Below are 11,458 nucleotides of genomic sequence, written 5' to 3' on the forward strand. Positions count from 1 at the left end.
GGCCGGCCCCGACCGATCACGACCAGAGCCCCGCACACACGAGGGGATATCCGACGGCGTTGTGCCTTCTCTGTTGGTACACGAGGGGAGAACCCACGACACCAGGGGATATCCCCTCGTGTGCCGGAGTGTGGGTGTTGTGTGGCCGGCTGGATGATCGGACTGGTGGCGGCACGACCACTCGCGGCCGGGTGATGTGCAAGCTCGACAGGTAGAGCACCGGTGAGACGCTGTACACACGGGCCCGTTCACGCTCAGGTGCACTACCCGGCCACCCGACACCTCCTGTCGAGCTGCCGATCACACCAGGCCCGGCGCCCGCCCCTGGAACCCGTCGACCACCCACACGCCAGTCACAAGAGCCGGTTGACCCCGGACATGGCGGGGAGGGGGCGCCTTGCCGGGGTGCTGGGGCGAGTGGGCAGGCTACTCGTCGCAGTCGGGGGTGGTGCAGGTGTTGGGGAGGTTGGCGGCGATGCGGTTCAGGAGGGTGGTGAGCTGGGTCTGCTCGTCCGCGGTCAGGTGGTCGAAGAAGTACGTGCGGACGGCGGCGACATGGTCGGGGGCGGCGGATTCGATCGCCTTGCGGCCGAGTGGAGTGAGGCGGACCATCGAGCCGCGCGCGTCGGCGGTGCATTCCTCGCGAGTGACCAGGCCGCGCTTCTCCATCCGGCTGACCTGATGCGACAGGCGGCTGCGCTCCCAGCCGACCGAGCGGCCGAGATCGCGGGTGCGGAGCAGGCCGTCCTCGGCCTCGGACAGCGGGTGCAGCAGCGCATAGTCGGCGCCGGACAGGCCCGAGTTCGTGATCATCCGGGCCTCTAGGGCACGCATCAGTTCGCGATGCGTGTCACGGTACGACTGCCAGAGCCCCGCCTCCTGCGCCCCGAGCCACTCCGGTTCCTTCATCCATCCATTGTACGGACGAACGTTGACATGTCACCGACTCGCGTCAAGGGGTGCGCGAGAGGGCAACCGCGAGCCCGATGGTGCCGGCCATCACCGCGAGTTCTAGCACTGCTAGCTGCCGGAACGCCCCCGGGTCGCCGGTCGCCACCCGCGGGATCGTGCTCCGCCGATGCAGCCAGCCGATGAAGACGAGCAGCGCGAACGCGAGCGTCTTCCCGAGCACAAGAACGCCGTACCCGCTTGTCACCCATTGCGTGATCAGTCCCCAGCCGTCCTCGCGCCCACCGAGGTGGATCTCGGCGGTGACGAGTCCGGTGATGCCCATCGTCACGGCGCAGACGAAGGCGAGCGTGCTGAACAACTCGACGGCCTCGTGGGAGCGGGTGTAGCGCAGTACCGCGCCCAATCCGCCGATCCACGCGGTCGCAGCGACGACGTGGACGACGAGAGATGCCGTGGCGAGGACCGACCACAGGCTGGTGCGGTCGATCGCCCCGTGGCCGGTGAGGAGCGGTCCGGTGAGGGCCGCGATCGTGAGTACGGCGGCCAGGCGAGCCGTGCGCAATGTCTTGGTGCCACTGAGGATTACGGCGAGTACGGCGGTGAGCACGACAGCAACTGCCAGCGCGCGAACCTGGCTCAGCTGGCCGGCCGGTTCGGCATGCTCGGCGAGATGAGACAGCGGGATGCCGAGGATCACGGTCGCGGTCGCGATCAGGCCGCCGATGCTCGCGACCGCCCAGATCCCGGCAGCCAACGCGGCATCCTGACAGGCACGGATCGCTTTGTTTCCGAGCATTCCGTCCTTCGCGGGCAGGAACAGGACGACCGCCAACACGGCTCCGCCGGTCGCCACCGCGGCCGCATCCGCGAGAATCCGCAGTACCGGAACCGCCCAGGAGACAGCCAGTCCGGCGCCGAGCAGGCCGTCCGCCGCCCGCTTCGGCGCACCGCCGGCGGCGAACAGCGCGACCACCATCACAACGATGCCGGTAGCAACTATCCCCAGCGCACGTTTCATGAGGCCGGACGGCGGCGGACGATCACCACGGCCAGCGCCACGACCACGAGCATCACCAGGCACATCGCGACGATCGTCACCGTGTTGGAGTTGCCCTCGGGCTGCGCCGGAGCATCGGGGGGTTGGGTCGCCGGATGGCCGGCGTGGGTGACGGTGAAGGCGCCGCTTACCGTGATCGGGTGGCCGTCTGCCGAGACCACCCGGGCCTCGACCGTGTACTTGCCGGCCTCGATCATCGCGCCGACCGGCTGGGTGACCGTGTTGTCAACCACCTGGACGTCACCGTTCGCGACGTTCGTACCGCTTGGCGACTTCACCTGCACCTGCGTCCCGTTGGACCCGACCGGCTCGTTGAAGGTCAGGACGACCTTCGTCGGCGGAGCGGCCATCGACGAACCGTCGGTCGGCGTCATCGACTCGAGCTTGGCGTGTGCCGCCGCCACGCCGGCGGAAACCACCAGCGTGAACAGCGACGCGACCAGTACTGCGATCAATCGGCGCACGGCTACTGCTTCTCTCCAGCAACGGCGCGACGAGGCCGCAGCCCGAAAGCCAGACCGAGCAGCCCGACCAGCAGACCGGTACCGCCCAGCCAGCGCGCCACCGTGTCCGAAGAATCGGTGGCCGCGGCGACCGGCGTGACCGCCGCCGCCAGCTTCAATGTCGGCGCCGGATGCTCGGCCTCAGCGCCGTCCTTGGCGACGTCGGCCCACTTCACCACCTCACCGTCGCTGTACGTCTGATCCGCCGGGAAGCTCAACGCATCCACGCCCTCGGGCAGTTTCCCGACCGACAGCGAGAACTCGTCGAAGTCGTTCGGCGGGATCCCGGCCGCGGTCGCGGTCCAGGTGACCGTGGTGATCGCCTTGGTCAGCGTGACGTCACCGACCTTCACCGCGGCCGGCAATTTCTCTTCCTTCTTCTCCACCTTCCATCCGTCCTTCACCTGCGCACCCACGTGCGCGAACGGATGGTCCTTGGGCAACGAGACGACGAGCTTCGTGGTGCTGGTGTTGTCCGACTCGGTCGGCACCCGGAACACCAGCTTGGCGTACCCGCCGGGCTTGGCGTCCGGTGACGACACCGTGACGTGCGCCGACGCCGAACTCGCGGCGCCGATCACGACGAGCGCGGAGGCCGCGACGATCGCGCCGGCGCGCAGGACGAATCTCTTGGGCATGAGAGAACCTTTCAAGGCATACGAGTAGTCCGGCGCGATCGGCCGGCTCAGAAAGCTGCAGTTACTCGTACGCCGGGGGCCCGCGGCCGGAGGTGCTCGTGCCGAGTCGGGACCCGATCAGGATCCACGACGAGAAGATGCCGCTCGCGGTCGCAACGTGTCGCAGCGGACGCAGTACCGGTAGCTCCGGAAGCAGTCTCGCGAACACCCGCCGTACCCGATGGACCCAGCGGTGCGCCTGGCCGATCGCGAGGACGCCGGCCAGCAACGCACCCAGGTGGGTCGCCGTCATCAGCAGGCTGCTCGCGATCGACATCCCGTGGTGCATGGTCACCGAGTCCAACGCGACATGCACGAACAGCTGCACCCCGGCCAGCACCAACCCGGTCAGCAGCAGCTCCCCCGCCAGGTACTCGCCGAGCAGCCAGCAGACACCGGCCAACGCCACCAGCGGTGGTACGACGCCCAGGGGCACGCCGCCACCCCCGACGAGGGCGTGACCGACCACCGCCACCGCGACGCTCAGCGCCGCGACCGCGGACGTCGTCCGGCTCTCGGTCACGGGAAAAAGTGTGCCGTAGTCGTGCAACCATTCATGCAGCCCACCACGTTTCACTCGGCATGACTGGGGAGGGCCGCGGGTGAGACCCGAGACGGAGCAGGACTACGTCGAGTTCGTGACGCACCATGCCAACTCTCTGTGCCGGACCGCTTACCTTCTGTGCGGGGACTGGCGGCGCGCCGAGGACGCTACTCAGGAGGCCCTGATCCGGCTCTACCGGGTCTGGGGCAGGATCCAGCGCAAGGGCGCCGTCCGTGCGTATGCGCGGAAGGTCGTCGTCTCCACCACCCTCGACGGGCTCCGCCGGAAATCCAGCCAGGAGGTCGTCGGCGGCGACGAGTACTTCGCCAACGAGGCCGAGGCCGACGTGTTGGGCATCGTCGAAAACCGGCTGGTGATCACCAAGGCCCTCGCTGAGCTGCCGCCCCGCCAGCGAGCGTGCGTCGTACTGCGGTACTTCGACGAACTGTCCGTCGACGAGACCGCGATCGCCCTCGACTGCCGCCCCGGAACCGTGAAGAGCCAGACGCTGCGCGCCCTGGAGAAGCTGCGCGCCCATCCGTCCCTGGCCGAGCTCTCCGACCTGGTGGGGATCAGATGACGGGCGACCTGAAGACCTTGATGGACAAGGCGACCGAGCGCGGTACGTCGTTCGCGCCCGACGTGACCGAACTGGTCGCGGCCGGCCGACAGCGGACCCGGCGCCGTCGCGCCTTGCTGAGCACAGCCATGGCCGTAGGCACCGCGACTGCCGTGGTCGCCGTACTGCTGGTGGGCCGGATCGCAGACTCCCGGACGGACCCGCAGCCCGCGACCGTCGCCCAGCCCGCGGCGAGTACCGACCTGTGCGCGAAGTCCGACGCCTTCTTCGAGACCGTGAACAACGATGCCTGGCGGCGGCAGGTGGTCGCCAACTGGACCGACAAGGTCGTCGAGGTGACCGATGCCGACGGCGCGATGACGGTCCGCCGGTCGCCGGACGGGTCGCAGTACGCGTACTGCGTGGCGGGGGTGCCGATCCAAGGGCAACCGCTGGGTGGGTTCGGCTCGGTGCTGCTGAACGTCGGCATCGTCAGACGCGAGGACCAGATCCAGCGCTACTGGAGCATGGGGTGCGGCGACGCACCGGTGGACAGGAATCTCGATCAGCCAAGCTGCAGGGGTGTGCGCTACAGCTACGCGGGCCGGGTGCCGGAGGGAGTCACCCGGATCGCGTTCACCGGCCTCCTGCAGCGCGCCGACGCCACGATCAAGGGGGGCTACTGGGTACATCGCGTCTATACCGACGACATCCGGAAGGGAAACTCCGACCCGATCTACATCACCATGTACGACGCCACCGGAAAGCAGGTCTTCCAAGAGCGGTACTGACGTCCTGCGATGATGTGCGGATGGACGTAGCTGTGCTGGAGATCGGGGGAAGCCACGTCACGGCGGCCGTGGTGGCGCCCGGCACGTGGGACGTGACCGAGGTGGACCGGGCGAAGCTCGAGTCCCAGTTGGCGGCCGAGAGAGTGGTCGAGCAGCTCGCGGAGACGGCCCGGAAGTTGCCGCTGGCAAACGGTCTGGCGGTCGCGCTGCCCGGTCCGTTCGACTTCGCCACCGGGGTCGCGTGGTACCGCGGGCAGGGCAAGTTCGACCAGCTGTACGGGTTCAACCTCGGCGCTGCCCTGAGCAACGAACTGGGCATCGACCGGGTGCTGTTCATGAACGACGCGGAGGCGTTCGCGGTCGGCGAGTGGACCGCGGGCGAGGTCCGCGGGGTCGAACGCTGCGTCGGCGTCACGATCGGCACCGGCATCGGTACGGCGTTCCTCGCCGACGGCCGCGTGGTCCGCGAGGGCGACAGCGTCCCGCCGGGCGGTGAGCTCTACAAGACGACGTACGCCGGGAAACCGCTGGAGGACTCGATCTCCGCGCGCGCGATCCTCCGCCGGTACGCCGAGAGCACCGGAACCGATGCCCCCGGCGTCAAGGAGATCGCCGACCAGGCCCGCACCGGCGACACCGCCGCGCAGGAGGTCCTGACAGCGTGCTTCACCGACCTGGCCGCCGCCCTCCACCCGTGGCTGGACCGCTTCGGCGTAACGCAGACGGTCCTCGGCGGCTCGATCTCCGGCGCCTTCGACCTGGTCAAGTCAGTCCTCGACTTCCCCGCCTCCGCCACCCAGGACACCGAGCACTCGGCCCTCGTCGGGGCGGCCGCTCATTACCTCCGCTCCTCATGAACTGTCGGCGACCCCCGCTACGGTCGGTGGCGTGAAGATCGCCTCACCCCGCCTACGGGCGCAACTCGAGTCCAGCCTGCCCGACGAGATCGAGGATGAGGAGCGGTTGCTCGATCTGGGGGTGGAGGACGTGGATCTGAGCGATCTGGAGGCTGAGCACGTCGAGATCAGCGGCTGCCGGTTCACCCGGAGCAAGCTGGCCGGGTCCGACCTGGAGAAGCTGATCCTGGTCGACGCCGAGCTCACCCAGTGCGACCTGGCCAACTCCCGCTGGTCCGACGCGGCCCTGACCCGGGTCGCGATCACCGGCTCCCGGATGATCGGGTTCGCCGGACCGGGCGCGAACCTCCAGCACGTGACGGTCCAGGACACCGTGCTCGACTTCGCCTCGTTCCGGTTCGCGAAGTTCTTCAAGGTCGAGCTGACCGACTGCCGGCTGCAGAGCGCCGACTTCGTCTCGGCCGACCTGACCGGCGCCGTGTTCCGGCGCTGCGACCTCTCCGGCGTGGAGTTCTCCCAGGTCAAGGCGGCCAAAGCGGTGTTCGTCGACTGCACCTGGGACGGCGCCAAGGGCCTCGCCTCCCTGTCCGGGGCGACCGTGGCGGCATCCTCCCCCATCGACACACTGGCCTTCACCAGCGCGGTCACCGTCGCGGCAGGCATCACCCTGGCGCATCCGGACGACCTGTCCGGAGCGTGATCCGGCCCACGTAGGAGTACGACGTACGCCGGATAAGGTGGGCCCGTGACTGACTCGACGATCATCTACACCCACACCGACGAGGCTCCGGCGCTCGCCACGTACTCGTTCCTCCCTGTCGTCCAGGCGTACGCCGGCCAGGCCGGTGTCGGCGTGGAGACCCGGGACATCTCACTGGCCGGCCGGATCCTGGCGGTCTTCCCGGAGTACCTCAAGGACGACCAGCGGATCGCGGACGCGCTCGCCGAGCTCGGTGAGCTGGCCAAGACGCCCGCCGCGAACATCATCAAGCTGCCGAACGTCTCGGCCTCGGTCCCGCAACTGAAGGCCGCGATCGCCGAGCTGCAGTCCCAGGGCTACGCGCTGCCGGAGTACCCGGACGAGCCGAAGACCGACGAGGAGCGGGAGATCCAGGCCCGCTACGACAAGATCAAGGGCTCCGCGGTGAACCCGGTGCTGCGCGAGGGCAACTCCGACCGCCGCGCCCCGGCCTCGGTGAAGAACTACGCCAAGACCCACCCGCACCGGATGGGCGCCTGGACCGCCGACTCCAAGACCAATGTCGCCACGATGGAGAACGACGACTTCCGCGCCACGGAGAAGTCCGCCGTGATCGAGTCCGCGGGCTCGCTGCGGATCGAGCTGGCCGGTGACGACGGCACCACGACGGTGCTGCGCGACTCGGTCCCGGTCCTGGCGGGCGAGGTCGTCGACGCGTCCGTCCTGCACGTGGCCGCGCTGCGCGAGTTCCTGACCGCCCAGGTCGCCCGGGCCAAGGCCGAGGACGTGCTGTTCTCGGTGCACCTGAAGGCCACCATGATGAAGGTGTCGGACCCGATCATCTTCGGTCACGTCGTCCGCGCCTTCTTCCCGAAGACGTTCGCGCAGTACGGCGACGTACTCGCGAAGGCCGGCCTGACCCCGAACGACGGCCTCGGCGGCATCCTGCACGGGATCGCGAGCCTGCCGGAGGGCACCGAGATCAAGGCCTCCTTCGACGCCGAGCTGGCCGACGGCCCGAAGCTCGCGATGGTCGACTCGGACAAGGGCATCACCAACCTGCACGTCCCGTCCGACGTCATCGTCGACGCGTCGATGCCGGCCATGGTCCGTACGTCGGGGCACATGTGGGGCCCGGACGGCGCGGAGCACGACACCCTCGCCGTACTGCCGGACCACAGCTACTCCGGTATCTACCAGGTGGTCCTCGACGACTGCCGCGCGAACGGCGCGTTCGACCCGGCGACCATGGGCTCGGTGCCGAATGTCGGCCTGATGGCGCAGAAGGCCGAGGAGTACGGCTCGCACGACAAGACCTTCGAGGTCCAGACCACCGGCACCGTCCGGCTGGTGAACGAGGCCGGCGACGTCGTCCTCGAGCAGGCGGTCTCGGCCGGTGACATCTTCCGCGCCTGCCAGACCAAGGACGCCCCGATCCAGGACTGGGTCAAGCTGGCCGTCAACCGGGCCCGCGCCACCGGCGACCCGGCGGTGTTCTGGCTGGACGAGACCCGTGCGCACGACGCTCAGATCATCACGAAGGTGCAGAAGTACCTGTTCGACCACGACACCGAGGGTCTGGACATCCGGATCCTGGCGCCCGTCGACGCGATCAAGTTCTCGCTGGAGCGGATCCGCCGCGGCGAGAACACCATCTCGGTGACCGGCAACGTGCTGCGTGACTACCTGACCGACCTGTTCCCGATCCTCGAGCTGGGCACCAGCGCGAAGATGCTGTCGGTCGTCCCGTTGATGGCCGGCGGCGGCCTGTTCGAGACCGGCGCGGGCGGTTCGGCGCCGAAGCACGTGCAGCAGCTGGTCAAGGAGAACTACCTGCGCTGGGACAGCCTGGGCGAGTTCTTCGCACTGGCCGCGAGCTTCGAGCACCTGGCCCAGGCGACCGGCAACGCGCGGGCGCAGGTCCTGGCCGACACGCTCGACCGGGCGACCGCCACGTTCCTGAACGAGGACAAGTCGCCGACCCGTCGCGTCGGCGGGATCGACAACCGCGGCAGCCACTTCTACCTGTCCCTGTACTGGGCGCAGGAGCTGGCCAAGCAGACCGACGACGCGGACCTGGCCAAGGCCTTCGCCCCGCTCGCCGAAACCCTCGCCGCGAACGAGCAGACCATCGTCGCCGAGCTGATCGCAGTCCAGGGCACCCCAGCCGACCTCGGCGGCTACTACCAGCCCGACCCAGCCAAGGCCGCCGCAGTCATGCGCCCGTCCAAGACCTGGAACGACGCCCTGGCCACGCTCTAACTAACACCCTCCGCAGCTCCCGGTGCCCGCTAGGGCGCCGGGAGCTGCTTGTTGTGCTGAGGAAATGCGTGGCCGGACCACCGATCACCTTCCTACACTGGCGACCATGACAGCTTCCCGTTCCGTGCTTGCCGCGCAGGCGACGGACTTCCCCCGATGGTTCCAGGATGTGATTGCCAAGGCCGAGCTCGCTGACAACGGGCCGGTGCGGGGGACCATGGTGGTACGACCGTACGGGTACGGGATCTGGGAACTGTTGCAGGAGGCAATGAATCGGCGGATCAAGGCGACCGGCGCGCAGAACGCGTACTTTCCGTTGCTGATTCCGGAAAGCTACCTGCAGCGCGAGGCCGAACACGTCGAAGGTTTCAGCCCGGAGCTCGCAGTCGTGACGCATGCCGGCGGCAAGCAACTCGAGGAGCCCGCGGTCGTCCGGCCGACCTCGGAAACCGTGATCGGCGAGTATCTGGCCAAGTGGATCCAGAGCTACCGGGACCTCCCGCTCCTGCTGAACCAATGGGCGAACGTGGTCCGCTGGGAGCTCCGCCCGCGACTGTTCCTCCGCACCACCGAATTCCTTTGGCAGGAAGGGCATACCGCCCACGTCTCCGCCGAGGACGCCCGCGCCTACGCGACGAAGATCCTGTACGACGTCTACCGCGAGGTGATGGTCGACGTCCTGGCGATCCCGGTCGTCGTCGGCCGCAAGACGCGGCGGGAACGGTTCGCGGGCGCGGTGAACACGATGACGCTCGAAGCGATGACGGGTGACGGCAAGGCCCTGCAGATGGGTACGTCGCACGAGCTCGGGCAGAACTTCTCGCATGCGTTCGACATCGGATACCTGTCGAACGAGGGACGGCGTGAGCTCGCGTGGACCACGTCCTGGGGCAGCAGCACCCGGATGGTCGGCGGACTGATCATGGTGCACGGCGACGACGCAGGCCTCCGGGTCCCGCCCGCGGTCGCTCCGGTGCAGGTCGTCGTACTCGCGGTGAAGGATGAGGCGATCGCGGCGGCTCGCGGTATCGCCGACGAGCTGACGGCGGCCGGTCTGCGCGTCACCGTCGACGACCGCGCCGACCAGCCGTTCGGACGCCGCGCGGTGAACTGGGAGCTCAAGGGCGTCCCGATCCGCGTCGAGGTCGGCCCTCGCGACCTCGCCGCCGGCAGCGCCACCGTCGTACGACGATTGCGCGACTCGGCCAAGACCGCCGTCGATCTGACCGAACTCACCGCACACGTCGTCACCGGCCTCGAAGCGGACCAAGCACACCTCCTGGCCGAAGCAACCGCCCGCCAGACTGCCCGCATCACGACCGTCTCCACAGTCGACGAGGCAATCGACGCCGCCGCCACCGGCTGGGCGCGCATCCCGTACGACGCCGTCGGCGAGCAAGGCGAGGACCGCCTGGGCGAATCCGGCATCACCGTCCGCTGCCTACAACGCCCAGACGGCTCACTCCCGGTGAACGACGACGAACCCGACCTGGTGGCGTACGTGGCCCGCTCGTATTAACGGGCCAGGTATCTGCGGACGTCGTCGGCGACCTGGGAGCGGTAGCGGAAGCCGTATTTGCGGAGGATCGCGCTGAGGTGGGTCTTGACGGTGTTGAGGCTGACCCCGAGCTCGGCCGCCAACTGATCGTTGTCGAGGCCGTCAGTCAGCAGGACGGCGACGGCCTGCTGTGCCTTTGTCAGGCTGGTGAACCGGCGCTCGGGGCCCTCGTCGGTCTCCATCAGCATCTCGATCAGCTCGGACTGGATGTGCTCGGCGGCGTCGACGATCCGCTCGAGATGCGTCTGTACGGCGGCACTCACGTCCGGCTCGTCCAGCGCCTCGGCCGCGATCTCCCGGATCGACGCGACCCGGTGCGTCAGGTACTCCATCACGTGGTCTGACGTCAGCAAATTGGGGCCGACGTCACCCGCGGGCAGCCGACGCAACGACTCCCGGTCCTCGCCCTCACGGGTCAGTACCCGCTCCACCACCTCGCTCAGCCACTCGAACGCCCGCACCGCGTTGTCGTCGTACGACCCGCGCTCGTAGCTCTGCATCGAGAGCATCCCGAACAGCTGATCGGGCCCGTCCTTGGTCGGCCGGAAGATGGGCACCGTGACCGCGTCCTCGGACCGCCGCCGCAGGTCCCCGACCGGTACGCCGGCGTGCAGGGTGGAACCGTTGTCGTAAGCGAACCGGTACGTGTGCCGGTGCTTGATCAGCCAGGCGGTCTGCCCGTTCGGCCCGAAGATGTGGGTGTCCGGGTTCGCGTACTCGCCGTCGTCGTACCCGTACGGGAACCGCACCCGGCTACTGCCCTGCAAGAACCCGACGAAGAAGGCGTCGACGCGCGCGATCTTCCCGGCGACCACCCGGACGTAGTCGTACAGACCGTAGTGGTCGGACCGGAACAACGCTTCGATCTTGTGGTACGCCTCGCGCAGAATGATCGCGGTTTCCGCATCAACCCGCAGCGGGGCGCCTCTGTCTGCGTCCACGACGCGGGCTCCCCACACACATCTCTGCTGTATCGATCACTCGACTATCGCGCTGTACCCAGCGAATTGCCAGTGATGCAGCAGAACATGTGTGAAA

12 protein-coding genes are annotated in these 11,458 nt (G+C 68.4%); 6 read left to right on the forward strand and 6 right to left on the reverse strand.

Annotation, left to right across the window (positions count from 1 at the left end; translation table 11 throughout):
• Positions 1 to 426 precede the first annotated feature (426 nt).
• The 5 genes from ACLJOO_RS03705 to ACLJOO_RS03725 all read right to left on the reverse strand — a co-directional run bounded on the left by ACLJOO_RS03705 (position 427) and on the right by ACLJOO_RS03725 (position 3,672).
• Positions 427 to 909 (reverse strand): MarR family winged helix-turn-helix transcriptional regulator, encoded by a 483-nt coding sequence (locus tag ACLJOO_RS03705; protein ID WP_410785383.1) that lies wholly within the window; start codon positions 907 to 909, stop codon positions 427 to 429.
• Positions 910 to 952: 43 nt separating this feature from the next.
• Positions 953 to 1,930, reverse strand: coding sequence for a copper resistance D family protein (locus tag ACLJOO_RS03710; protein WP_410785385.1), 978 nt, complete (start codon positions 1,928 to 1,930; stop codon positions 953 to 955).
• Entirely contained in the window at positions 1,927 to 2,433 is a 507-nt protein-coding gene (locus ACLJOO_RS03715) for a copper resistance protein CopC (RefSeq protein ID WP_410785386.1), read from the reverse strand. Before ACLJOO_RS03715 ends, ACLJOO_RS03710 begins: the two co-directional genes overlap by 4 nt.
• Positions 2,434 to 2,435: 2 nt before the next feature.
• A complete protein-coding gene (locus ACLJOO_RS03720; protein WP_410785387.1) occupies positions 2,436 to 3,110 on the reverse strand; it encodes a YcnI family protein in 675 nt (224 codons plus the stop codon).
• A gap of 61 nt (positions 3,111 to 3,171) precedes the next feature.
• Positions 3,172 to 3,672: a hypothetical protein gene (locus ACLJOO_RS03725; protein WP_410785388.1), complete on the reverse strand. Its 501-nt coding sequence runs from the start codon at positions 3,670 to 3,672 to the stop codon at positions 3,172 to 3,174.
• Between the two features lie 79 nt (positions 3,673 to 3,751).
• Here ACLJOO_RS03725 and ACLJOO_RS03730 point away from each other — a divergent pair, with 79 nt between their 5' ends.
• From ACLJOO_RS03730 to proS, 6 genes are all read left to right on the forward strand, one after another.
• On the forward strand, positions 3,752 to 4,273 hold the full coding sequence (locus tag ACLJOO_RS03730) for a SigE family RNA polymerase sigma factor (protein WP_410785389.1): 522 nt from the start codon (positions 3,752 to 3,754) through the stop codon (positions 4,271 to 4,273).
• The gene (locus ACLJOO_RS03735) at positions 4,270 to 5,043 is read left to right on the forward strand and encodes a hypothetical protein (protein WP_410785390.1); all 774 of its coding nucleotides are present in this window, start codon (positions 4,270 to 4,272) and stop codon (positions 5,041 to 5,043) included. The genes ACLJOO_RS03730 and ACLJOO_RS03735 overlap by 4 nt, the downstream gene beginning before the upstream one ends.
• A 20-nt stretch (positions 5,044 to 5,063) precedes the next feature.
• Positions 5,064 to 5,900 carry an ROK family protein gene (locus ACLJOO_RS03740; protein WP_410785391.1) on the forward strand — a complete coding sequence of 279 codons (837 nt, stop codon included), beginning with the start codon at positions 5,064 to 5,066 and terminating at the stop codon, positions 5,898 to 5,900.
• 31 nt (positions 5,901 to 5,931) lie between these two features.
• Positions 5,932 to 6,600, forward strand: coding sequence for a pentapeptide repeat-containing protein (locus ACLJOO_RS03745; RefSeq protein ID WP_410785393.1), 669 nt, complete (start codon positions 5,932 to 5,934; stop codon positions 6,598 to 6,600).
• Positions 6,601 to 6,645: 45 nt separating this feature from the next.
• Positions 6,646 to 8,862 (forward strand): NADP-dependent isocitrate dehydrogenase, encoded by a 2,217-nt coding sequence (locus ACLJOO_RS03750; protein WP_410785394.1) that lies wholly within the window; start codon positions 6,646 to 6,648, stop codon positions 8,860 to 8,862.
• Between the two features lie 106 nt (positions 8,863 to 8,968).
• Positions 8,969 to 10,381 carry a proline--tRNA ligase gene (gene proS, locus ACLJOO_RS03755; RefSeq protein WP_410785395.1) on the forward strand — a complete coding sequence of 471 codons (1,413 nt, stop codon included), beginning with the start codon at positions 8,969 to 8,971 and terminating at the stop codon, positions 10,379 to 10,381.
• Here proS and ACLJOO_RS03760 read toward each other — a convergent pair.
• Positions 10,378 to 11,361, reverse strand: coding sequence for a response regulator transcription factor (locus ACLJOO_RS03760; RefSeq protein ID WP_410785396.1), 984 nt, complete (start codon positions 11,359 to 11,361; stop codon positions 10,378 to 10,380). The genes proS and ACLJOO_RS03760 overlap by 4 nt on opposite strands.
• Between the last annotated feature and the right edge of the window lie 97 nt (positions 11,362 to 11,458).

Source organism: Kribbella sp. C-35, from assembly GCF_046549195.1.
In the GTDB taxonomy this organism is placed as follows: domain Bacteria; phylum Actinomycetota; class Actinomycetes; order Propionibacteriales; family Kribbellaceae; genus Kribbella.

What these genes read in the sequence shown, in the direction of transcription:
- proS (WP_410785395.1), top strand. Translation starts at nt 8,969, where the DNA reads ATGACAGCTTCCCGTTCCGTGCTTGCCGCGCAGGCGACGGACTTCCCC.
- ACLJOO_RS03705 (WP_410785383.1), bottom strand. Translation starts at nt 909, where the DNA reads ATGAAGGAACCGGAGTGGCTCGGGGCGCAGGAGGCGGGGCTCTGGCAG.
- ACLJOO_RS03720 (WP_410785387.1), bottom strand. Translation starts at nt 3,110, where the DNA reads ATGCCCAAGAGATTCGTCCTGCGCGCCGGCGCGATCGTCGCGGCCTCC.
- ACLJOO_RS03740 (WP_410785391.1), top strand. Translation starts at nt 5,064, where the DNA reads ATGGACGTAGCTGTGCTGGAGATCGGGGGAAGCCACGTCACGGCGGCC.
- ACLJOO_RS03735 (WP_410785390.1), top strand. Translation starts at nt 4,270, where the DNA reads ATGACGGGCGACCTGAAGACCTTGATGGACAAGGCGACCGAGCGCGGT.
- ACLJOO_RS03710 (WP_410785385.1), bottom strand. Translation starts at nt 1,930, where the DNA reads ATGAAACGTGCGCTGGGGATAGTTGCTACCGGCATCGTTGTGATGGTG.